General features: G+C 38.5%; 26 protein-coding genes. 6 read left to right on the top strand and 20 right to left on the bottom strand.

Going from position 1 to position 21,911, the window contains the following annotated elements:
- Positions 1–459: 459 nt before the first annotated feature.
- From KO525_RS15830 to fabB, 3 genes are all read right to left on the bottom strand, one after another.
- Entirely contained in the window at positions 460–1,479 is a 1,020-nt protein-coding gene (locus KO525_RS15830; RefSeq protein ID WP_215964812.1) for an aspartate-semialdehyde dehydrogenase, read from the bottom strand.
- Between the two features lie 243 nt (positions 1,480–1,722).
- Positions 1,723–2,865: a 4-phosphoerythronate dehydrogenase gene (locus KO525_RS15825; RefSeq protein ID WP_215964811.1), complete on the bottom strand. Its 1,143-nt coding sequence runs from the start codon at positions 2,863–2,865 to the stop codon at positions 1,723–1,725.
- A gap of 114 nt (positions 2,866–2,979) precedes the next feature.
- Positions 2,980–4,188 (bottom strand): beta-ketoacyl-ACP synthase I, encoded by a 1,209-nt coding sequence (gene fabB, locus KO525_RS15820; RefSeq protein WP_215964810.1) that lies wholly within the window; start codon positions 4,186–4,188, stop codon positions 2,980–2,982.
- Between the two features lie 634 nt (positions 4,189–4,822).
- On the opposite strand from fabB, the gene mnmC reads away from it, so the two are divergent.
- The gene (gene mnmC / locus KO525_RS15815; protein WP_215964809.1) at positions 4,823–6,232 is read left to right on the top strand and encodes an FAD-dependent 5-carboxymethylaminomethyl-2-thiouridine(34) oxidoreductase MnmC; all 1,410 of its coding nucleotides are present in this window, start codon (positions 4,823–4,825) and stop codon (positions 6,230–6,232) included.
- Positions 6,233–6,254: 22 nt separating this feature from the next.
- Here the strand turns inward: mnmC and KO525_RS15810 are convergent, their stop codons facing one another.
- From KO525_RS15810 to KO525_RS15750, 13 genes are all read right to left on the bottom strand, one after another.
- Positions 6,255–6,965: a ZIP family metal transporter gene (locus KO525_RS15810; protein WP_215964808.1), complete on the bottom strand. Its 711-nt coding sequence runs from the start codon at positions 6,963–6,965 to the stop codon at positions 6,255–6,257.
- A 64-nt stretch (positions 6,966–7,029) separates the two neighbouring features.
- Positions 7,030–7,449 (bottom strand): hypothetical protein, encoded by a 420-nt coding sequence (locus KO525_RS15805; RefSeq protein ID WP_215964807.1) that lies wholly within the window; start codon positions 7,447–7,449, stop codon positions 7,030–7,032.
- Between the two features lie 161 nt (positions 7,450–7,610).
- Positions 7,611–7,982, bottom strand: coding sequence for a hypothetical protein (locus KO525_RS15800; RefSeq protein WP_215964806.1), 372 nt, complete (start codon positions 7,980–7,982; stop codon positions 7,611–7,613).
- A 374-nt stretch (positions 7,983–8,356) separates the two neighbouring features.
- Positions 8,357–8,833 (bottom strand): GNAT family N-acetyltransferase, encoded by a 477-nt coding sequence (locus tag KO525_RS15795; protein WP_215964805.1) that lies wholly within the window; start codon positions 8,831–8,833, stop codon positions 8,357–8,359.
- Between the two features lie 118 nt (positions 8,834–8,951).
- Positions 8,952–9,530, bottom strand: coding sequence for a YdeI family protein (locus KO525_RS15790; protein WP_215964804.1), 579 nt, complete (start codon positions 9,528–9,530; stop codon positions 8,952–8,954).
- 347 nt (positions 9,531–9,877) lie between these two features.
- Positions 9,878–10,084 (bottom strand): hypothetical protein, encoded by a 207-nt coding sequence (locus tag KO525_RS15785; protein WP_215964803.1) that lies wholly within the window; start codon positions 10,082–10,084, stop codon positions 9,878–9,880.
- Positions 10,085–10,118: 34 nt separating this feature from the next.
- Positions 10,119–10,523: a DUF3465 domain-containing protein gene (locus KO525_RS15780; RefSeq protein WP_215964802.1), complete on the bottom strand. Its 405-nt coding sequence runs from the start codon at positions 10,521–10,523 to the stop codon at positions 10,119–10,121.
- A 291-nt stretch (positions 10,524–10,814) separates the two neighbouring features.
- Positions 10,815–11,501 (bottom strand): 2'-5' RNA ligase family protein, encoded by a 687-nt coding sequence (locus KO525_RS15775; RefSeq protein ID WP_215964801.1) that lies wholly within the window; start codon positions 11,499–11,501, stop codon positions 10,815–10,817.
- Between the two features lie 84 nt (positions 11,502–11,585).
- Entirely contained in the window at positions 11,586–12,269 is a 684-nt protein-coding gene (locus KO525_RS15770) for a YoaK family protein (protein WP_215964800.1), read from the bottom strand.
- Between the two features lie 66 nt (positions 12,270–12,335).
- Positions 12,336–12,668, bottom strand: a complete 333-nt coding sequence (locus tag KO525_RS15765; RefSeq protein ID WP_215964799.1) for a hypothetical protein — start codon at positions 12,666–12,668, stop codon at positions 12,336–12,338.
- A 497-nt stretch (positions 12,669–13,165) separates the two neighbouring features.
- On the bottom strand, positions 13,166–13,537 hold the full coding sequence (locus tag KO525_RS15760) for a hypothetical protein (protein ID WP_215964798.1): 372 nt from the start codon (positions 13,535–13,537) through the stop codon (positions 13,166–13,168).
- 136 nt (positions 13,538–13,673) lie between these two features.
- Entirely contained in the window at positions 13,674–14,219 is a 546-nt protein-coding gene (locus tag KO525_RS15755) for a hypothetical protein (RefSeq protein ID WP_215964797.1), read from the bottom strand.
- A gap of 287 nt (positions 14,220–14,506) precedes the next feature.
- Positions 14,507–15,385, bottom strand: a complete 879-nt coding sequence (locus tag KO525_RS15750) for an OmpA family protein (protein ID WP_215964796.1) — start codon at positions 15,383–15,385, stop codon at positions 14,507–14,509.
- Positions 15,386–15,822: 437 nt separating this feature from the next.
- On the opposite strand from KO525_RS15750, the gene rnt reads away from it, so the two are divergent.
- A complete protein-coding gene (rnt, locus tag KO525_RS15745) occupies positions 15,823–16,452 on the top strand; it encodes a ribonuclease T (protein WP_215964936.1) in 630 nt (209 codons plus the stop codon).
- 24 nt (positions 16,453–16,476) lie between these two features.
- Here the strand turns inward: rnt and syd are convergent, their stop codons facing one another.
- The gene (gene syd / locus KO525_RS15740) at positions 16,477–17,019 is read right to left on the bottom strand and encodes a SecY-interacting protein (protein WP_215964795.1); all 543 of its coding nucleotides are present in this window, start codon (positions 17,017–17,019) and stop codon (positions 16,477–16,479) included.
- Between the two features lie 91 nt (positions 17,020–17,110).
- Here syd and queF point away from each other — a divergent pair, with 91 nt between their 5' ends.
- Positions 17,111–18,007: an NADPH-dependent 7-cyano-7-deazaguanine reductase QueF gene (queF, locus tag KO525_RS15735; RefSeq protein WP_215964935.1), complete on the top strand. Its 897-nt coding sequence runs from the start codon at positions 17,111–17,113 to the stop codon at positions 18,005–18,007.
- A 90-nt stretch (positions 18,008–18,097) separates the two neighbouring features.
- Positions 18,098–18,493 (top strand): ribonuclease E inhibitor RraB, encoded by a 396-nt coding sequence (locus tag KO525_RS15730; protein ID WP_215964794.1) that lies wholly within the window; start codon positions 18,098–18,100, stop codon positions 18,491–18,493.
- A gap of 154 nt (positions 18,494–18,647) precedes the next feature.
- Here the strand turns inward: KO525_RS15730 and KO525_RS15725 are convergent, their stop codons facing one another.
- Positions 18,648–20,069, bottom strand: a complete 1,422-nt coding sequence (locus KO525_RS15725; protein WP_215964793.1) for a sodium-dependent transporter — start codon at positions 20,067–20,069, stop codon at positions 18,648–18,650.
- A gap of 173 nt (positions 20,070–20,242) precedes the next feature.
- On the opposite strand from KO525_RS15725, the gene KO525_RS15720 reads away from it, so the two are divergent.
- Entirely contained in the window at positions 20,243–20,542 is a 300-nt protein-coding gene (locus KO525_RS15720) for a YciI family protein (protein WP_215964792.1), read from the top strand.
- 20 nt (positions 20,543–20,562) lie between these two features.
- Positions 20,563–21,003 (top strand): lysozyme inhibitor LprI family protein, encoded by a 441-nt coding sequence (locus KO525_RS15715; RefSeq protein WP_215964791.1) that lies wholly within the window; start codon positions 20,563–20,565, stop codon positions 21,001–21,003.
- 136 nt (positions 21,004–21,139) lie between these two features.
- Here KO525_RS15715 and KO525_RS15710 read toward each other — a convergent pair whose 3' ends face one another.
- Positions 21,140–21,574: a hypothetical protein gene (locus tag KO525_RS15710; protein ID WP_215964790.1), complete on the bottom strand. Its 435-nt coding sequence runs from the start codon at positions 21,572–21,574 to the stop codon at positions 21,140–21,142.
- A 110-nt stretch (positions 21,575–21,684) separates the two neighbouring features.
- A complete protein-coding gene (locus KO525_RS15705; protein WP_215964789.1) occupies positions 21,685–21,903 on the bottom strand; it encodes a hypothetical protein in 219 nt (72 codons plus the stop codon).
- Positions 21,904–21,911 lie beyond the last annotated feature (8 nt).

The raw sequence follows: 21,911 nt of genomic DNA, 5'->3' as shown, positions 1-21,911 counted from the left end.
CGCGACAAAATACACGTTTCCAAATTCGCATTAAATTGACGTCCATCAAAAATTAACGCGATATACAATTTTTGTAGCAAACCTTATACCAACAATACATTAACAAAACGGTAAAACGTTGTTTAAAACCAATGCTTCGGCTTTGTTATGCCAATAGATAAAGGCTATTTAACGACACTAGACGTTAAGAATATATCTATTCTAATGGCCTTTCGTTTAAATAACACCTATTAATCAGCAAGTTATTTTAATTGCCTTAAGTACAGTGCCAACAATTTGAATTCACTCTAATAGTTATATCCATTTTATGCTTTGGACTAAATAACGAGGTTTAAATGAATCTATCTAATATATCGATTAACCAAACAAAAACAATGCATTCAGGCCATCCCGCTGACAAATAGCCAAAAAAAAGCCCTTTGAAAATCAAAGGGCTGTTTTAATTCATTTAATTACAATTTATAAGTAATCAGCAATCAGTACTTCTGCAATTTGAATACTATTTGTTGCCGCACCCTTACGGATATTGTCCGCAACAACCCAGAGGTTTATGCCGTTTGGATGTGAGATGTCTTCGCGTACTCGGCCAACAAATGTTTGATCTTGACCACTACCGTGAGTCACCTGAGTTGGGTAAGTTGTGCTGTCGGCCATCAAAGTAACACCTGGTGCATCTTCAAGGACGTTTTTGACATCTTCAGCAGAAACTGGTTGACGTAATTCAATATGAATTGCCTCAGCGTGACCATAAAAAACAGGTACTCGAACCGCTGTCGGGTTAACACCAATCGACTCGTCGCCCAAAATTTTATGCGTTTCCCACACCATTTTCATTTCTTCTTTGGTGTAGTCGTTGTCTTGGAAAACATCGATTTGTGGAATTACGTTAAACGCCATTTGCATTGGGAATACGTCGTTTTCTACAGGACGACCATTCATCAACTGGCCAGTTTGGGCAACTAGTTCATCGACCGCTTCTTTACCCGCACCGCTTACCGACTGATAAGTACATACGTTAATACGATCAATTCCGTATGCGTCATGAATTGGTTTTAACGCAACTAACATTTGAATCGTTGAACAATTTGGATTCGCAATAATATTACGGTTACGGAAATCTGCAATTGCATGAGGATTTACTTCTGGGATCACCAGTGGAATATCCGGTTCGTAACGGAAATGCGATGTATTGTCGATAACCACAACACCCGCTTCAGCGGCAATTGGAGCGTATTTAGCAGATGCATTACCACCAGCAGAAAACAAACCAATTTGAGCTTTTGACCAGTCAAATTCGTCAACATTGATAACGTCAACATCCTTGCCCTTAAAGCTTACGGTCTTGCCTGCGCTGCGTGCGCTTGCGAGTGGGAATAATTCGCCCACAGGGAAATTTCTTTGTTCAAGGATCTCTATTAGATGCTGACCAACCAGGCCAGTCGCACCTAATATCGCGACATTATATTTTTGCTGTGACATGGTGTTCTCTGTACTTCCAGTTATTCGGCTTATTACAACCGTGTTTATTGTCTAAAGCGTATTGTTCAATGCAGGGTCATTAACTCAAAATCGTTCTCCTACAAGATAATGTAATTACATTTCGCTATTCTGCCAAATAAATCAAATACCTTGGTAAAAACCATTTATTCGCCACCCATTGGGTTCACCTAACATTGATAAACACACCTTAGTGTATTTGCACTAAAATTACCGTCTAGACGGCTAAATAGCAAACCCTATTTTCGATAAATCGATAGAATTTGTTGATCTTTTTTCAATTTCAACTTGCAGCGATGACCATTCACGCCGCGTTGGATAATTTTTTCTAAGCCAATCAAAGCCATTGGAATTTAGCAACTCTCGAAATAAGCCATCATCTCGGCGTACGTCAAATACTAAATGTACCAATTTTTTTAATTCGTCTGTCGTAGTAACATCCTGAGCTAACTTTGTTGAAGCAACATCAGCAATTGGCAATAACGTAGATAATTTGATTGTCGACGGGACGGCTAACAAAGCGCATACTTTTTGATACAACATTTCAGTACCACGTGCCTTCCCTTCTAGACTGTACCCAGCAATATGTGCCGTCGCCAATTCGGCCTTTTCAATCAGCGCCGGCATTGGGTTAGGTTCACCTTCCCAGACATCCAACACAAGTTTTATTGCAGGCTTAGACGATTCTTCGCGCCAAATAATGTGGTTATATAGCGCTTGGTTGTCGATAACTTCACCGCGGCAAGAATTAATTAAAACGACGTCGTCTTTAAGTAGCGGTAAATTATTTTCGTTTAATAAATGAAACGTGGGATGTGCACCATCACGAGTTAATGGGGTATGAAACGAAATAATGTCGGCACGTGCTAATGCATCATTTAGGTCAATAAAATGCGCTGCGTCCGATTCGTTGTCTTGGCGAACCGGGTCACACAATAATACATCAACATTAAGTGTATTTAATCTCTGCAATAGTCGTTTGCCAATATTTCCGACTCCGACAATAGCAATGGTTTTATTAATAAAGTCTAGATTATAGCGGTCGTGGAGCACTAACAACGCACTGATCACAAATTCAGCAACTGAGGTCGCATTGCAACCTGGAGCAGAACTAAATTCAATACCACGCTGCTTTAATAATTGTTTATCAATATGGTCTTCACCTATCGTAGCGGTGCCAACAAATTTAAGTTTGTTGGCCTGGCTCAATAGTTCGTCATTTACTTTGGTAATTGACCTAACGAGTAAAACATCAACATCTTTTAGTTGTTCTGCTTTGAGCTCGCGCCCTGCAAATCGTTCAATGGTGCCCAAGGATGAAAAAAACGCTTCGGCGTAGGGAATGTTTTCGTCTATCAAAAATTTCATTTATGCAATTACCAGTTCGCTAATACTAAAAAACCCGAAACAGTTTACCTTGTTTCGGGTTTTTAATTCAGTGCTTTGCGCTATTTTATATAGTCAAAAATTTTAACTTAATTACTATACTTTTTTGAATACTAACGTCGCGTTTGTACCACCAAAACCGAAGCTATTTGACATTGCTGTCGTAATATTTGCTTCTGTGAATTCAGTAATAATGTTCAAGCCTTCTGCTTTTTCGTCTAAGTTGCTGATATTAATAGATGGTGCAACAAAGCTGTTTTCCATCATTAATATACTGTAGATAGCTTCGTGAACACCAGCCGCGCCTAACGCATGACCCGTCATCGCTTTTGTTGCACTGATAAGTGGTGATTTTCCACCAAATACGTTTTGGATTGCGCCAAGTTCTTTAACATCACCAACCGGTGTACTTGTTCCGTGTGTGTTTAAGTAGTCAATTGGTTGGTCAACCGTTGATAATGCCATTTGCATACAACGTTCTGCACCTTCACCTGACGGAGCAACCATGTCAAAACCGTCAGAAGTTGCGCCGTAACCTACGATTTCAGCGTAAATTTTTGCACCACGTGCAATAGCGTGTTCATACTCTTCAACAACGACCATACCGCCGCCGCCTGAGATGACAAATCCGTCACGGTCTGCATCGTATGTTCTAGATGCATGCTCAGGTGTATCGTTGTATTTAGTAGACAATGCACCCATGCCGTCAAATAAACCCGCTAAGGTCCAATCGACTTCTTCGCCGCCACCAGCAAAAACAATATCTTGCTTGCCAAGTTGAATTTGCTCTAAAGCGTGTCCAATACAGTGCGCCGATGTTGCACAAGCAGAACTAATTGAATAGTTAATCCCTTTTATTTTAAAAGGCGTCGCTAATGTTGCAGAACAGGTCGAGCTCATTGTACGAGGAACTTGGTATGGACCAACACGCTTAACACCGCGTTCTCTTAAAGTATCACACGCTAAAATTTGATTTTTTGAAGATGCGCCACCAGAACCTGCCACTAAGCCAGTACGAGGGTTAGATACATGCTCATCTGATAATCCCGCATCCGTGATAGCTTCTTGCATAGCGATATAGGCGTATGCTGAGCCTTCACCCATAAAACGAATTGTTTTACGGTCAATATGTTCAGAAATATCAATATCGATATTTCCCCATACTTGGGAGCGAAGTTTATATTCTTTAAATTGCTCTGATGCACTTATGCCAGATTTTCCAATCTTTAAGCTTTCCAATACTTCTTGTTTGTTATTACCAATACTAGAAACAATGCCCAAGCCAGTGATGACTGCTCTTTTCATATTTAATCCAATTTATAACTTTAATAATTTTGCGGTATATTACGTTGTTTTTAATGTTAACTGCTCTTATTTCAGCGAACAAGTGTTAGCTGAAACTTTTTTTTGTATTTTTACCTAAATCAACTGTAAAAACTTTTATACAAAATTGTCCAAGTGACAATGATATAACGGCTTTATGACAATTTGAACACGACTTTGTGACACCTAAATATTTTTTCAATGCCCATGTATTATTTTTAAATAACCTATTCCATTTCGTTAAAACACGTTTTTGGGGCTGTATTTATGTCTTGTATGTCACTTCATCTAGTTACTCCAGTTTCATACGATATTCATTTTTTTGCGTAAATTGACCACGTTTAATATCAAAGGTCAGTTTTTCTAAATATAAATTAGAATTAGGAAAATAAAGTCGGGCCAAACAGTCCCCACCGTTATTTGAAAGGTTATTTAAATGGCAATTTAAAAACTAAATAATTTGTTAACAAAAAGCGCTCAAAATCGGTTTCGTAAATCATCATCCATAAACGACCAATAAATCGTGAATATTTTGATTAAAAATCTTTATACTGGCTGGCATTTAGTAATTTCAATTTATTAATTATTTTGTAGCAGGAATTGTCAGAAATAGCTCATGCTTAAACCAGAACACCGACACAGCGTCATTTCCAATCTAGAACATGTGGCCATTATTGGCGGCGGTATTGCTGCGGTTTGTCTCACATATGAGTTATTGCAGCAAAACCCAAAACTCTTAATAGACATTTATTGTGCTGATAACGCAATTGCTCAGGGTGCATCGGGCAATCGTCAAGGTGCGGTTTATCCATTATTGCAAGGTAAAAACAGCCCGCTTGCAGCGTTAAATTGCGCTGCTTATCAATATGCTTTGGATTTTTATTTGCAAATGGAACAACACACCAATACTAAACATTTTTACCAAACTGGGGTGTTGCAACAGGCATTCACTGGAGATTTGCAATCGAGATACCAACAAATAACTGAATTTTTCCCAAAGGTGTGTACGTTCGTAGACGACATTGAGTCATCTCGATTAGCTGGCTTAGAGTTGCCTTATTCGTCCTTATGGTTTGCTAAAGGGGGGTGGCTGGAACCATTTTCTTTTTGCCAGAATGCATTGTCTTATTTGACTTCTAAACACAAAGTTAATGTCCATTTAAATCATCGAATTACAACATTAAGCAACGAAACTGCAACCAAGACGTCAAACGGCAAAGGAGATAAGTTAACCACAATAGTTGACCCCCATAGTGCTCGATGGGGCTTAGGGTGTGATGACCACTCAATCGCACAAAAATACGATGCGGTTGCGATTTGCGCAGGTCACTTGTCGTCAAAGTTTGAACAAACCAAGCACATTTCAATCGACCCTATACGAGGTCAAGTCAGTCAACTATCGACAACTACGCCACTTAATAAACTAAAAACAACCTTATGTCACAAAGGCTACGTCACACCGTCACAGGGCGAGTATCAATGTTTTGGTGCGACTTACCGTCACAACGATGCCAATACTGAAGTAAGGGAAACCGAAACTGACCATAATGTGTTGCAAGTTAAACAGGTATACGAGCAGCAACATTGGGCACACTCGCTGTCTAAAAATGATGTTATCGCCGACCGTGCATGTATTAGAGCAACGTCCATTGATCATTTACCCATTGCTGGTGAAGTTTTTCCAAATAATTGGGTACTAAAAAATATTGATAAAAACAATGGAAAATTAATGCGCAAAGATAAGTTAGCGCCCAACAACCTCGTTGATCCGGACGGTTATCATACTAACCCAACCAAAGGCCTCTATACCATTACCGGTTTAGGTGCCCGGGGATTAACGACTGGACCACTGATGGCGAAGTATGTCGCGAGCATCATGACCGCAGAAAATAATCAATCGAGTTCAACTTTGACTAGCATTTCAGCGAGTTTACCCACCGAATTAATTTCGGCTATTTCCCCTATGCGATTTCAAATAAGGCAGCTAAAACGAGATAAAGACAGAATAGAGCAGATGTGGCAATAACACTTGTTCTAGTCGTAAACCATTAAACGAGCATTTGCCCTACCATTCCAAACATAAAACCAAGTACAGCTCCCATTGAAGGTAACCAATGTTTTTCCAGTTTAACTTGCGGGGCAATATCTTGAAAAATTGAATACAAAATTCCGCCCGATGCAAATAACATTATCGCTGATATCGTCGTAATTGAATCGGCTAAATAGAGATAACCTATGCTCCCTGCAACCGGCCCCAATAAAGCCATGGTGGCAAAAAGCAGTATAATTTTGAATGGTTTATATGACGATGACTCTTTGAGCTCTCGAAACGCATTAAATCCCTCTGGTAAATTTTGTAATGCGATTAATCCCGCCAATAAATAAGCACTACTACTCCCGGTAACAAATGCCGCGCCTAATGCGATTGATTCTGGAATAAAATCGGCAAGCATGGCGGCTAGCTGACTGGCTGGTGTTGCGATTTTTGTTAATAAAATATCCAGTGCCATAAAGCTTAGGCCGCCGGCCAGAAAAAATGCGGCTGCGGTCAAAGGTTTTAATTCAACTATCCCCTCTGGAACCAAAACCAAACTCACCGCTGACAATAATGCGCCAGCTCCAAATGCCATAACCAAATGTCTGATCTCATCTTCTAACCATTGTGGTTTTACATTTTCTATATTCGCGATAAAAGCACCAAAAGGCATTGCAAGTCCGGCAACTAACGTTACCCAAATGACGGTAAATAGAGAATCCATGAATGTCCTAATTGATTTGATGTAATGAGCATAATTAATCGTGCGTTTAACATTACAACTGGGGTTATAGCAAACGCCATTGCTGTTTCACGCCTAAAAGATGAACCACTCCGATCAATAAACAAATTGCGGAGCTCCATAACCAAAACTGTGGAGTTCGGCCAATTGGGTAAAAGATCAAAAAGAGTCCAACAATTCCTCGACATAAATATAAAGCAGTAATCGTTACGAGAGCTAAACGCATAAAGGGTAATTTACCAATGATGCCCGCAGCAGAGAAAGCATACAGAGACCATATCGCCAATACCATTGTGATACCTGATGTTATAATTGTGGGTTGCAAACTGCCCTGTTCGGCCAATTGTGCCATTTGTTCCCCGGCACCAAAAATTCGATACCAAGGTGCTCCAAAATAGATACACCCTAAATGCAACAACGCGGCAACTGCGCTCAAAATGCCAGAAAAAACTAACAATACATTCACAGTTTTCACCACTCCTAATCAACAACTAATATTGTAGTGACTATATAACGTAAGACTGCAATATTAAATAATTGCAGCGTGATATTCAGTGCAAAATAGGAAATTTTTCAGCTTAATGAGGATGTAAGAATAGTGAAGTTAGTTAGATAAACGTATTCAAATTAAACCGATTGTGATACTAACCACTGCAATGCATCATCTTCATTATCAAAAATATTAATTATTTGGCCAGATTTAGATGATTTGGTAATAATATTTTTGTTTTTTACTTGCCCATCATTAACAACGACAGCGACGAGTGCGTCTTTAAATTCTTCTCGTGACGCTATATAAGCGCCAAAAACTTCTTGTTCCGCAACTGAGAGTTGGTAGTCGACTAACCTAGCGTCAATGTAAATTCTAAATCGAGTCGAATCATAGTGATCAACACACAAAGAATGAACGACATTGATCCTTTCATCCAACGTAACAGCGCCACTATAGATAACTTTTAGAACACCTAAATGGCGAACACTTTCAATTTTAAAGGGCATAGCATTAACAACTCTGATAATAAAACAAATGGAAACAAAGCCGATTACCTTCATCGCATTTGCAACAAAACGACCGTAACACTTAACCAATTGTCCCTTCAGTTAAGACAACTTCTTGTTAACTAAGCTTAGCAGGTATTTTATGTAACGTAATTTGAATCGAATGAAATATGTTTATATTATGAAAATGAAACAGTTATGAATAACAATTAGAAATTGATTTGGCACAGAGGTCATTTAAAAATACAAATGGACTGATTTTGCCAATATTTGCCAATAAACGTTACGTAAATAAGTTTAACGTTAATAAACAATTTGAGGGGTAACTCCATCTTGAAGATTATACAACGAACTCCCCTTACTTTAATTGCAAGTTAGTAAAGTTGTCTTTGATAAAAAGTAACTCCGTTTTCGGTCGTATGACTTTGTTCAAATCCGAGTTTAAGTAATAACTTAGCGGATGGAACATTGGCGGCCTCAACCCCTCCGATTAACGATTTAACTAAGTGATTATCGCGGCAATCAGTGATAAATCCCGATAAAAACTCACTGGCATAGCCTTGTTGCCAAAACAACTCACCCAGCAAATAACCTAAATGTACGTTTTGGTTGTCCCACTCTGACAAAAATACAAAACCAATAATTGACTTTGTATCTCGTAAACATACAGTAAAAAGATGACTTTGTGACACCATTTCGTCTAACCAATTTTTTGCTGCTGTTGTGGTTTTAATATTTTGAAAATTCGGCGGTAACGACTTCACTACGTTTGGGGTCAACAATGTCAAAATAGATGAGGTTAATTCTGATTCTGACCAAGCAAAATCAGAAAGTTCGGTGACATTAAACATTGTTAATCTCGTGGTTGAGACAACTAAATTTTTAAGTGATGAATTGTTTGGCAATTATCTAATCCCTGTATCCAAATAAAAAACATAATTCGCAACGAATAATATCCCCTTTAATAATTTAAGATGGCTTTGTATTACGCTCTAGCATTAACAAGAATTGGTTAAATCGTTTAAGCCTTGTTTCTGGTTTTTTAGCGGTCTGTAAACCCGTCGATATTGTGAATTTTTGAGATCTTGTTAACGTTTCAAAGCATTGTTTTGCTTTACTATTACCATCAAGTGCGGCTAAAAAATCATCGGGGATGACCATTTCGCTTTGTGGCGCGTAAGCCGCCTGCCACCTTCCATCTTCTTTTGCTAAACGGACATGGATTAATCCTGACTCTTGCATACGACCGTCACGAATTAACTTCTCTACATGTTCCGTGTTCCGCTTTGACCAATTACTGCCCTGTCGTCTTGGCGTGAACCTTTGAAGATAAGCGTCATCGTCTAACGACTTTTTAACGCCATCAATCCAGCCCCAACATAATCCTTCAATTACCGCTTCACCCCAAGTAATTGTTGGTATTTTGGAGGATTTTTTAAAAATTTTTAACCACAACTCAGTCTTTGTATCGTGGTTCTGTTCCAGCCAAGTTGCAAATAACTCAGGTGTCTGAAAGGTTTTAACATTATCTAAATTAACTTTAGGCATTTTAAGTTTATGCTTTTCCCATTAATAATTACTTTTCTAACCCATTAAAAATATACGTAACAACACCCGCTAGTCAATTTTACAAATATTTGTTCTAAAACTAAGTTACTGATATAACAGCGACCTCAATATAAAAACCATATCCTCATCGTCAGTCCATCACAATATGTTCAACACGAACACCAAAAGAAACACCGCGACCCGTGCCAATCGACTAAACACCGCTAAACATTTAATTTACTTCTTATAGGTTATTTGATTTGTCTTTTAAGTCGAACATTCAGTTTCAGCTTTTGGAGAAGTTTTATTGGGTGCCCTCCAACATGTCTCAAAAACGACTAATTGAATTAAAACTTTATAAAATATGGGGCCACCAGCAAAATAACGCCAACAATCAGTAAGCTTGATAAGCTCGTCATAAAATAGGGATAAATGATAAGTGATAAACCACAGCACAAAGGAACTAACGACTTTTGCTTCTTTCCATATGAAAAATAGCCAAGGCCTAAGCCACTAAAAACAACACCCCAAAGCATCATTGTCGAACTATCCATAAAGCGCATCCTTTAAAACGAAACCGTTTTTGAATTATTGATATGTTTTGCCTTTATGCTTGAGCCAACCATGCACATGGCGATTATTTGGGTCTAAATGTGTCCAATGCACAACGCCACCTTTACTGTTCCACTCATATTCACCATAGAACTTTACTGTATCCCCTTTAGATATTGATTTTATCCTAGGAGCAAGATCTATATTGTGCGCTATTAATATTGTCAGGCCAGTGTCTAATTTTAAGATAAACTTTTGGTGACGCGAGCCTTTATTGTCGTCGGGTAAAATATGAATAACCTTGCCACTGCCTTTAACCTGAATATTACTTTTTTGTTTGTCAAAAGCGTTTTTTAAGGTACTCGCCCCAGAAAGATTAGCCCACAGAATTAAAACTAACGAGCCAACAATAACGAGTAATACGTTTTTAATCTCATCCATTTACTTTTTCTTATTTCCTTTAAATTTTAATTAAAACTGACCATTCTCAACTGAGTAACCTACCAATAAACTCGACTGTCTTAAACTCAATTTGAATGTAGTTTACCCTCTCAGTCGACATTAAACGACGCTCTCTAATTGTTTTTCAATTTAGGCAGTTATGGCCATGTTGAGTGTTAACTTCCTGTACAAAAGCTTTTTATCAACAATACATATGTTCTGCTTAGGCAGAGCACCGTTGTGGCAAACTATCACGTGTCCGTCGCTAATTAATAGCCCAACGCTCAAATTTTATTTTAGTTTTACGCTCGAAATCGATTTTGTTATTGAAGAATTTTGATACCAGTTATTAAAAACAAGTTCGACTGACTCGACTTCTAATGTCCCAAAATCATAATCCTTGTACTTGTGTAATAAATTGATCATAGCCGCACTATTATTAAAGGGGGAGATACAACGTACAACCGTCGTATGGGCTGTAGAAATTTTGTATCTAGAATCAATAGTCGTTTCAATAAAAGCTTTTTTGAACCTTTGTCTCAATGAATCTCTGAGTTTGGTTAACGGTTCAAAATCAGGGTAGCCTTGAACTAAAATACACGATGGTGAAACGGTAATGCCTTTAAAATGCACCTTAAATGGACCGGTGTCTTTTACTGCTGCTTTAAACACATTTGAATAAGCATCGGCGTCAATATCCGAATAGTTAAATCCATCTATGCAGCTAATAATCGACAAAATCGTTAAATGGAGATCGCTTGCGGGGTAATAATATTGCTCAGGTTCAATAGTTCTTAATTCATCGAGAAAACTCAATATATTATTTCCAACGACCTTGTCGAAATAAGATAATACCGTTATGCCACGTCGCATATCGGAGTTATTGTTAATTAGAGGATCTAACTCACATTCATTATGACTAAATTTGTCTATGGAGTCCGCCCACATTTGAGCATATACATGCTTAAGTTCTGACATGATCAATGTTCACTTTTCTGAATTCCACCATTGAACACCCTACTGCAACCCTTTTATAAACCAATACCCGTCAGCGATTGAACCTTAATCGTTTATTTCGACCGCTGAATGACTTATTTTTGCATTGTAAATTGAGTATGCCAAAGCCAGTAGCGCACAAATAATCGCTGGGATAAATAATGCGTTAAACCTGAACATTACAAAAAAATAAGCCCCTAATGCGCCCCCTAAAATAAACCCGACAATGATGATCAGAAACAATAGTGCTTTACGTTTATCAAATTCGTCGCCTCTTAGTTTTGCACCCAACATGATCCCTAAGTCGGTAAATAGGCCAGTGACATGAGTCGTTCTGATGACTGCGCCACTATAAGTAGTTACCAATGCGTTCTGAAGTCCACATGCGGCAGAGGCTAAATAGTGTCCTTGTAACGTGTCATTTGTTAAAAAATAAATCGAGCAAAGCAACAAAATTGCTTCAAAATAAAGCAATCGACTGTAATTACGTCCCAATTTTACAACGCCACTACTTAGGAAATATCCAGAAACCGCCGCGCCCACTAAAAAACTAATAAGTACCACAAGCAAATGAAAAACATCAGAATACGTTGAGTTAATAATCCCGGTGCCTAAAAGGGTCGCAGTGCCCGACAAATGAGATATTGATTGGTGTTTAAACCCCAACAGTCCTATGGAATTAACAAGTCCTGCAACTAATGCAAGAACAAAAGAGCCATATTCCACCCAACGAGGTAATTTAGATATCACGACAATCCTTTAGATAAAAAGCAAGCTAGTAACTGCGTAAATTGCAGTTTCTTATAATGGTGTAACCTAAATAGTACCGGTAGATAACCCTATACCCACAAAAATGTACCCAATTAGTATTTGTACGCCCAAAGCTAACAATGAAATAGTTAAACCTTTCCAAAAGCCAGTGCCAAGCACCAAAGAAAAAAGTATACCGTTTATGATTAACGCAGCTAATCCAGCAAAGCCCTGATTTTCAATTGCTGTGCGGGTGAAATGCTCAACCGAAACAGCCCCAACAGCACTAATTAAACAAGCTTTAAACGACGTTTTGTTCGCCTTTAATATCTTGGCCGAAATCATTATCGGCAATACAGTTAAGCCAATAACAATCGCCAAAAACAATATAAAGCTCATTACTTACACCAATTTCAATCCCAGACATTTAAATAACTATCTGTTAACCAAGTCTATTCTGAAGGCTGTTCCAAAGTCAAATGAGTGCGTTACTATGACCGGAGTTACCACAAAAACTTATTTTTAACGTCTTCAGTTGGGATCAGAAAAAAATCGTACTACAAAACACATAGACCGCTGGTATGAATATCAACGTACCCCATACTAATCTTTGCTTCTTGCTTAGGTTTAAAATAGGCTCATACATAACTAAATCACTAATTAACCATAGTGCGGGGGCAATTGACAAAAATAAGGCTTCTGTACCCATCAATTCAACAGTTCCACTTTTTTTATACATTGGGACTCCGGCCCAAAAAGCACCAACTAGGCAGTATATTAGTAAAATTGAGGGCAATAAGTAGTGTTTCAACACTCTTGAGATCACGCTTTCTTTTCTATATTCCATTTTTCAAAATTCCATTTCGTTACCAAATCCATACAACAATTGATAAAAACTAACAGTTGATATTTAACTTTCTATTACGGTACCAGGCTAATCCGCCTACCACTAAGAAACCCGTTCCCATTACAAATAAAAAGTAGTCAGGGCGTCCTTTCAATATTGTTTGATAAACGCCAAAACCTATAAAAGCTGCGGCAAAAAACATATACATCAGGATCCCGGTAGGCGGTAATTTACTGTCATTGCCTATGCCATAAATTTGTTTACTTTTATCCATGATGACATTTATATCGTTCAGTTCTTCAACACAAAAATCGCTACAGGCAAGCCCTCTTCCAGTATCAACAGCACATTCTGAACATACTGCTTTATTGCACGACTTACATATTCCAACGGAATCAACTTGGTGGGTAAAACATTTCATAAAACCATCCTTGTATTCTTTTACCTGCGCTAATTTCGCAGGCACATTGTGTCTAGTTTGGCGCCGCTGTTATTTCAATATCGGCTAAGAAAACCTAATAACGTAATAAAACCTAATAACGTAATAAAACAGCTCATTAACTTAACTCACCACGAACTAGTTTATTTTCTATTCCCAAGTACTTTTCTATTTCTTGCTCAACAAATAACGCCTGTTCACTTGTTGACAATCCGCTAAGTAATCTCGTCACTTTGCCACTATTTGTAATGGTATGGACTTCATAACTAACAGAGTACGAGTTGTGATTCCGGTTTCTAGAGGTTTTTTCTTTTACGTACAACTGCTTAATGTCATGGGAGTCTATGGTTTTATTGCCAATCCAAGGTAATGGTTTGTGGCTAATTTGAATTTGCTGCTTCGTAACATGAATGTTGGTGACATTACACCAGCCAGTAATGGCGTAATAGGTTACAGCAATTCCTGCAATAATATGTATCCAAGGCAACTCACTGTAAGCTTCAACACTCAAATAGTTGTTAAAAATAATACCATTCCAAACAACAGCAAATACAGTTAGAAAAATCACTTGCCACCCAAACCATTTCCTTGTGATTGTCATCGCGTTATATTGACGCTTAATATCCATTTTGTCAGGTAAACCTAACTCCACAAAATCCTTCACCACTTACTCCGTTAAGATGTTAAACGCTATTTAAATCCGTTCGACCAAACGCTCTTACAACCCGATCACCTGCAAATGAACTGTCACAACAATTAATCGGTTACTGCCAAGTTTTATATAATTAAAGACATTACTTTACTCAAGCGAATAATCCAACTGTACTTTATATCTAAATTTAATTTGGATGACTTTTGACTTTTGAGCTATGAATTAAGCTCTATAACCCTGGTAATTGATAGCGGAGCTATGTCACGGCATAGCTCCGTTTATTAAGGAGAGTTGGGAGGTTATGGCTTGATAAGCTCGATAACAACTCTGCGGTTTTCACCACGGCCAAGTTCATTTTGGTTTGACGCAATGTGGCGTTTCTCACCAAAACCTTCGGTTTCAATTTTGTCTTGGACAACACCTAAATCGACAAAAAATTGTTTTAACATCATGGCTCGTTTTTCTGACATTTTTAAATTGGTATACCTGCCGCCCCACGACGAGCTGTAAGCTTTGACAGAAATAAATTCAATGTCTTTGTCGTGTTTTAAGTATTCTTCGATTTGTGCCAATTTATTGCGCGAGGCTTTATCGAGCTTTGAACTGTTTTTTTCAAAATGCAATTGCGCATATGAAATATCATCAAAACTGTACGGCAAAAGATTGTCTATGCAGTCCAAAAATTGATAATAGTTATCTTTAAAATTAGTTGCCGACAATGCCACTGACACTCTGTCGCGCTTATTGTGCCAATCGGCATAATAAAGCGTTGGAAAATACCCTTTTTCTAATTCAGTTAACATGACCCATGCAGATTTTTCATCTAAGTCGCCATTAAATTGACGATGCCATTGAAGTTCTGCAATAGGTGTTGCGCCCTTACCTGGCATCCACCGTGGTGGCACAGACATCACCTGCGCTAACGAATAATCAGCCGGTAATCGTTTAAGGTCAAGTTCAAAACCCATATTTGAGATTTTATTGGCTTCACTAACAAACAAGGCTTCCCCGTAATTTGGAATGTTATGTGTGAGTTGGCATTGCAACCGACTTTTTTGTGAAACTTGCCATTTGGAGTTTTCTAAGGTGCCACTATAGCTGCGCATGCCCGCTGAGGACACAAAGCTACTAAGTAAAAATGGCACAACAAGGAGCAGTTGCTTAAGTATCTTGTTCATTTAAAAAACCTTTATCAACATGTCACATTGTAATTAATGTGTTATCGCATTTTGCGTCGTCTAATCATTTGTATTATTCAAAAACGCGTATGAAAATGTTCTAGCGAGCTAATTTGCACTGGCTGAATTTGTCATACACTTCACCACGAGAAGACATTACCTCTGTGGACATGCTAAAAACGTTCCAGTTTTACGTTCCACGCCACTTTGCCAATAGTTACTTATTTATATCGGCCGAACACTCACTTTTAGCCACTATTTTTATTCTTCAATTTGAATAAAAAGATTATTTAATATTGAGTGTTAATGCCAGCGCTAAAATGGGATAATTTCAATCTCTCGCTGAATCTAAACTGCAATAAAAAGAGACCAAAATCTTGAGTAATGACGAATTATCACCAAACCAACCAAGCGCCACTTCGCCAGCTGAGCCACAAATAACAAATACATTGGCGTCCCGTTTCCGTGGGTTTTATCCTGTTGTTATTGATGTTGAAACCGCCGGTTTTAATAAAACAACTGACGCATTATTAGAAATTGCAGCTGTTACCTTAAAAATGGATGACGACGGAAACCTAGTTAAAGATGAAACAATTCATTTTCACGTTGAACCTTTTGAAGGCGCAAACATCGAAAAAGCCGCTATAGAGTTTAATGGTATCGACCCATTTAATCCGCTTCGTGGCGCAGTCGATGAAGCAACTATGATCAAAGAACTTTGCAAAATGGTCAGAAAAGGCCAGAAAGCGGCAGGATGTAACCGCTCTGTAGTTGTTGCACATAACGCGGCATTTGACCACGGATTTTTAATGTCTGCAGTAGAGCGGGTAAATTATAAACGGGTACCCTTTCACCCATTTGTAACGTTCGATACCACCTCATTTGCAGCGCTTACTCTTGGCCATACCGTTTTGGCCGAAGCATGTAAACGAGCCGGGTTAGGCTTTGACAACGCGTCTGCCCACTCAGCTTTATATGATACTGAAAAAACCGCAGACTTATTTTGTATGATGGTAAATCGTTATAAAGCACTTGGCGGCTGGCCAATGGTGCAAGAAGCCGAATAAATAGCTCTACCGTGAACCAGTTTACTAAACTGGTTCACACTCGGCTAAAAACGTCGCCAAATTTCGACTCAATACGGTATGTGGTTCTTTACCAACATATTCTAAACACACTTCACCCGTTAAGTTGTTAACAACTAAATTTAGATCTTCTTCGTCGGTTACCGCAAAAAACAAAGTTGGCAATTGTTTTAGGCGCTGTTTCATCATTAAGTGACCGATCAAGTTTTGTTGCAAACGAGCATAATCCTCTTCAGACCAAGCTTGCAATAACTCCAAATCACCATCTTTATGTTTAGCAAGGATATTTGAACTAAAGTAAGTGGAAAAAAACGCTTGAAATTGTTGATCTATTTTAATGTTTAAGGCCGATTCTACATTGCTAAAGTCCCCCTCAAATCCGGCTTCGGTTTGCAATACCGGTGCCCATTGCCACTGTCCGTCAACTTCGGTTTCGCAAGGAGACGGCCATTGTTCGTCTCGTTCAAAGTCGTTATATCCTCGTGCAGCTGTCAACACCTGCGCCTTTGTTACTAACGACGTCAAATTTTGAATTAAATCTTGGTCCATAAAATTTTCACTTCTAGTTAAACCTAAGTACAATAGCCATATCAAATATACCAGCGGTATATAAACTCTTGGCCCAATCGACATGAACGACATGGAAAACATGAACGACAAGTATAACGAATCTGATATTTTAAACGAGCTAACTTTAGGTAAAACAACCAAATACCACGACCAGTACGATGCAAAGTTACTGCAACCGGTGCCAAGGAGCTTAAATCGTGATCAACTCACCATTCCGGCTGCCATGCCATTTTACGGCCACGACTTATGGACCGGTTATGAGCTAAGTTGGTTAAACCCAAATGGCAAACCTATTGTTGCCATCGCAGAGTTTTTGGTGCCAGCCATAAGTCCTAATTTAATTGAGAGTAAATCCTTTAAGTTATACTTAAATAGCTTTAATCAAACTCAGTTTTCGGACTGGGAAGCGGTTAAAGAAACCATGGCCAAAGACTTAAGTTTGTGTGCGGGAGCGCCCGTTAATGTTGAATTGTTTGATGTCTCTGATCCTAATAAGTTCCAAATTCAACAACTGCCAGGCACCAATATCGACGGACTTGATATAACAGTTACTGATTACCAATACAATGACCAGTTATTGTCACTAGCGGACTCTGCTGCCAAAGACGACGTCGAAGACAGTAGCGACAGCAGCCCAAAAGTTGTGACTGAAACCATCAACAGCCACTTATTAAAGTCTAACTGTTTGATCACCAATCAACCAGATTGGGCAAGCATCATCATTAGTTATACTGGTTCTAAAATTTGCCATGAATCCTTATTGCGCTATCTGATCTCGTTTCGGATGCACAATGAGTTTCACGAACAATGTGTTGAACGGATTTACTGTGACATTATTGACGCATGTAATCCAAGCCAACTATCGGTTTATGCCCGTTATACCAGAAGAGGCGGATTAGATATTAATCCCTTTAGAAGCAGCTCAAGTCAACCTATTGAACACAATATAAGAACCCACAGACAATAATTACGTCAGATAGGTGGAATACATTTCACCTATCGGCAAATTGCCTTACAATCGCCCTATTACGAATTAACACGTTAGAAATGGAATATTATGCAATTTCCCAAAGATGAAACTGGTCAAATTTTACAAGAGATGTTTGACGCCGGATTTGATTTCAGTGAAGAATATGTTGTCGATTTTTTTGCGCTTTTTCATAAAGAAGAAGACGCTGATGCTGTAGCGAAAATATTCTTAAGACGAATTGACGAACAAGAAGCCATTGTTAAGGTTGAAAACAGAAAATACGACCACGGCGGCAAAGAGAGTGACGCAATAGAATTGCAAATTTCTAAAGAACTCCCAGTCACATATGAAGCAATCAGCGAGTTTGAACAAGACTACAAACGTATCGCAGAAAAACACAACGGTTATTCAGATGGTTGGGGTGTTTATATGGGTGAAGATGATGAGTCAGAAGAAGACTTAGAAGAAGATTCTTATACCTAAACGCTCACATTACTAACGACAGTTCATTTGGATGCCAAATAACGCTTCAAAAAAAGCCGCTAAGATGAAATCTCCCATAACCTTGGACATATTTCATCATAGCGGCTTTTTTAATGTCTAGTCGATAACTAACATCATCGAGTTCACTTTAATGTTAGAAGAGTAAATTTACCCCAAAAAACTTCAACGCCACGGTATTTGCAAAGATAACAAATAAGATCAGTGGAATGACGGTCGATAACGCAACATCTGAATATTTAAACAAAAAGCTATGTTTACCAGCTGCAGCCCCTTCTTTAAGTGCGTTGTTAAAGTTGTGTTTTTTCCATCTCATAGAAACAAACAAACAAATTAACAAGCCGTTAAGTGGCAAAATAGTATCGTAAAATACATCGTAAATGACATCAAATAATGATTTATCAGCCCCGGCATACCAAACAAACTTGGTAAAAAATTCTGACATTCCAAACGACATAGATGCAAATACACTTAGTACAACAACCATTAGTCCTAAAATCACCAACGACTTCTTACGGCTAATACATTGTTGTTCCATTAATGCCGCATTTGGCACTTCTATTATCGATACAAGTGACGTAATCGCCGCAAAAAATACCAATAAGAAAAACACCGATGCGATAGCGCTTGCGCCAAAATAACCTATGTCGGTTTGCAGCGACAAAAATATTTTAGGAATTAATACGAAGATAAGTGAGATGGATGACTCAGAAAGCGACGACGGGTCGATTTGAGGGTCAAAACTAAATATCGCAGGCATTATCATTAAACCAGCAACAAAAGCGACACCTGTGTCTGTTAGGGCAACTAGCTTAGAAGAATCAGCAATGTCTTGATTGCGATTCATATATGACCCATAGGTAATTAATATACCCATACCGAGAGATAATGAGAAAAATGCCTGAGACAAGGCACCACTAACTACACTTGCTGTTATTTTAGAAAAGTCCGGCAAGATATAAAACTTCACTCCGGCCATCGCATTATCTAGAGTCAAAACATAGATGACTAACATGACCAACAGCATAAATAGTGTCGGCATAAGAATTTTGGCAGCACGTTCTATGCCCTGCTTAACCCCGCTCATCAGAATGAATCCCGTCAAAGCAACTACACCAACCATGTAACCAAACAATGACTTACCGGTAATAAATTCACCAAAGGTGTTTGGATTAGCGAGTAAATCGAGATCTCCGGTAATCGCTCCTGCCAAATAACCAAATATCCAAACTGTTATTACGAGATAGAATACCCCAATCATAAACGGCGTTATGACACCGATTAAGCCAGCAACCTTCCATTTCTTATCGCCTTCAGATATTTCAGTATAGGCACCTAACGGGTCTTTATTTGTGCTTCGACCCAAGGCCATTTCGGCCATCATGACTGGCAAACAGATAACGATGACAAAAATTGCATAAATAAACAAAAACGCACCACCACCATTTTTAGCAGCAGCCACAGGAAAACCAACTAAATTTCCGATACCAACAGCCGAGCCGGCCGCGGCAAGTATAAAACCGAGTTTTGACGAAAAATGCTCTCTATCCGCACTCATACAGACTACCTTTTATTATCATTATAATTATTATTTTAGGTTGACCTTAAGTTAACTAAGATCACCATTGCGAAGCATGCTATCAACTAATTTAGCAACTGTCTTCCCATCCGACTTGATTTTTATGTCATTTGTAGCAAGATCCGTACTTCTCAAATAATTGGAATTTTTATATGTATTACATGATCTGCTCGCAGGATGTAGAAAACAGTTTGGAAAAACGTCTATCCGTTCGCGAACTTCACTTAAAACGCTTAAACGACTTAAAACAACAAAATAGACTTTTTGTTGCTGGCCCGTTCCCGGCGATTGATAACGAAAATCCAGGTGAAGCCGGATTTACAGGTTCATTAGTTGTTGCAGAATTTGATTCTTTAGCCGATGCTAAGGCGTGGGCTGATGAAGACCCATATATCAAAGCAGGTGTTTACGACCACTCCATCGTTAAACCTTATAAAATAGTATTACCATAACTGATTTGAGGTTTTAATTTATGCTTACGAAATCAATTGTCATGCTCCAAGTTTGTGTTGGATTATTATTGACCATCTCGACGGACACTCGCGCTAATGATACTGCGATTGTAGAAATCAAAAATTGTCAGAGTAAGCATAAACAGGACGAAAAAAAATATCTTCGTTGTTTAGATGCTGCCGACAATCAATTTGAGCGAGAAATGACTTCCTGGGAAAACAGCATTATTTTTAAACTTGAGGAAGCGAGTGAATCAAGTGGCCGCAAAGACGCCATTGCTGGTTTTAAAAAATCGATAAAATATTTTCAAAATTTCAAAAAGATCAATTGCCAGTGGCAATACTTAGCCTTTTTGCCCGACATAATGATGGCATCCGCTCGGTTAAAAGAATGCGAAGTTAGCATGTCTAAAGATAGAATTAGTAAGTTGATGATAATGAGCGAGCTGGAATACTACTAGGCCTGATATTATTCTGCGTATGGGCTATTCTTGTGCCCGGTTCTCTTCAAACAAGACATTTTTGTTTACCATAATCGTCGGTCGACAAATCGATTATGGTTTATGACTACACATTAAATAGTCGTTCTACAGCTATCTATTTTTTCTTGTCTGCACTTTTTTCAAGAACAAAATCAGCCTCTGAACGTAACGACTTTTTTGTTCGAATATTTGCAAACGGATCATTTTCTAATGTCTCGGAAACCGCCGATACCGGCGATTCTTTGTTGATCTTATGTGACTTTTCCATCTCGCGTTGCAGGGTTTTGTTTTTGTCACTGCTCAGTGGCTTTTTCACGTAACGAATAAATACCCCAGCCGACAGCAAAATTAATCCCCATTTAAGTACATATGAATATGCGATGATTGACTGATTAGCTTCAACATCAAGTTGCGCATAAGACAAATAATCTTGATGAATAAAATTGAGCAATAACCAAAATGCGACTAGAGATAAAATACCGACAATATAATTACGGTACTTACGCCAAATTGTTGCTGCTAACGTTAACCTAACCATTTGTTGAAACATATTATGCTTACCCTACCATTTACTAATCTGCCAAATCTGAACTTAATCAACGTGCAACTGACCTAAGGTTAACCCAGACCAATGGGGTCAAATACAACCTAATACGACCACTATCCCCAAAGTGATAGTCCTAACATGGCCGCCAAAGCCATAAGACCACGCTCTTTCGCATTGCCTTTTATCTTGTCTTCTTCTTCCCTTACGATCACTTCAAGTTGTTCTTCATCAAAGTCGTTAGCGGTTTTACCCGCTAATATGATCCGTGTATTGGCGCGCATTATCGCTTTATCGCGAATTTTTCGAGCAATCTTTGCTTTAACATTTAACATTCTAAATT

It is taken from the genome of Psychrosphaera sp. B3R10 (genome assembly GCF_018861025.1).
GTDB classification, from domain to species: Bacteria; Pseudomonadota; Gammaproteobacteria; order Enterobacterales; family Alteromonadaceae; genus Psychrosphaera; species Psychrosphaera algicola.
This window is presented reverse-complemented; position numbering and strand designations above follow the sequence as displayed.

What these genes read in the sequence shown, in the direction of transcription:
- KO525_RS15715 (WP_215964791.1), top strand. Translation starts at nt 20,563, where the DNA reads ATGCTTACGAAATCAATTGTCATGCTCCAAGTTTGTGTTGGATTATTA.
- KO525_RS15830 (WP_215964812.1), bottom strand. Translation starts at nt 1,479, where the DNA reads ATGTCACAGCAAAAATATAATGTCGCGATATTAGGTGCGACTGGCCTG.
- KO525_RS15775 (WP_215964801.1), bottom strand. Translation starts at nt 11,501, where the DNA reads ATGTCAGAACTTAAGCATGTATATGCTCAAATGTGGGCGGACTCCATA.
- KO525_RS15765 (WP_215964799.1), bottom strand. Translation starts at nt 12,668, where the DNA reads ATGAGCTTTATATTGTTTTTGGCGATTGTTATTGGCTTAACTGTATTG.
- KO525_RS15710 (WP_215964790.1), bottom strand. Translation starts at nt 21,574, where the DNA reads ATGTTTCAACAAATGGTTAGGTTAACGTTAGCAGCAACAATTTGGCGT.
- KO525_RS15780 (WP_215964802.1), bottom strand. Translation starts at nt 10,523, where the DNA reads ATGGATGAGATTAAAAACGTATTACTCGTTATTGTTGGCTCGTTAGTT.
- KO525_RS15760 (WP_215964798.1), bottom strand. Translation starts at nt 13,537, where the DNA reads ATGAAATGTTTTACCCACCAAGTTGATTCCGTTGGAATATGTAAGTCG.
- KO525_RS15825 (WP_215964811.1), bottom strand. Translation starts at nt 2,865, where the DNA reads ATGAAATTTTTGATAGACGAAAACATTCCCTACGCCGAAGCGTTTTTT.
- KO525_RS15810 (WP_215964808.1), bottom strand. Translation starts at nt 6,965, where the DNA reads ATGGATTCTCTATTTACCGTCATTTGGGTAACGTTAGTTGCCGGACTT.
- KO525_RS15705 (WP_215964789.1), bottom strand. Translation starts at nt 21,903, where the DNA reads ATGTTAAATGTTAAAGCAAAGATTGCTCGAAAAATTCGCGATAAAGCG.
- fabB (WP_215964810.1), bottom strand. Translation starts at nt 4,188, where the DNA reads ATGAAAAGAGCAGTCATCACTGGCTTGGGCATTGTTTCTAGTATTGGT.
- KO525_RS15785 (WP_215964803.1), bottom strand. Translation starts at nt 10,084, where the DNA reads ATGGATAGTTCGACAATGATGCTTTGGGGTGTTGTTTTTAGTGGCTTA.
- KO525_RS15750 (WP_215964796.1), bottom strand. Translation starts at nt 15,385, where the DNA reads ATGAACAAGATACTTAAGCAACTGCTCCTTGTTGTGCCATTTTTACTT.
- KO525_RS15730 (WP_215964794.1), top strand. Translation starts at nt 18,098, where the DNA reads ATGCAATTTCCCAAAGATGAAACTGGTCAAATTTTACAAGAGATGTTT.
- KO525_RS15725 (WP_215964793.1), bottom strand. Translation starts at nt 20,069, where the DNA reads ATGAGTGCGGATAGAGAGCATTTTTCGTCAAAACTCGGTTTTATACTT.
- syd (WP_215964795.1), bottom strand. Translation starts at nt 17,019, where the DNA reads ATGGACCAAGATTTAATTCAAAATTTGACGTCGTTAGTAACAAAGGCG.
- queF (WP_215964935.1), top strand. Translation starts at nt 17,111, where the DNA reads ATGGAAAACATGAACGACAAGTATAACGAATCTGATATTTTAAACGAG.
- KO525_RS15800 (WP_215964806.1), bottom strand. Translation starts at nt 7,982, where the DNA reads ATGCCCTTTAAAATTGAAAGTGTTCGCCATTTAGGTGTTCTAAAAGTT.
- KO525_RS15720 (WP_215964792.1), top strand. Translation starts at nt 20,243, where the DNA reads ATGTATTACATGATCTGCTCGCAGGATGTAGAAAACAGTTTGGAAAAA.
- KO525_RS15795 (WP_215964805.1), bottom strand. Translation starts at nt 8,833, where the DNA reads ATGTTTAATGTCACCGAACTTTCTGATTTTGCTTGGTCAGAATCAGAA.
- mnmC (WP_215964809.1), top strand. Translation starts at nt 4,823, where the DNA reads ATGCTTAAACCAGAACACCGACACAGCGTCATTTCCAATCTAGAACAT.
- KO525_RS15790 (WP_215964804.1), bottom strand. Translation starts at nt 9,530, where the DNA reads ATGCCTAAAGTTAATTTAGATAATGTTAAAACCTTTCAGACACCTGAG.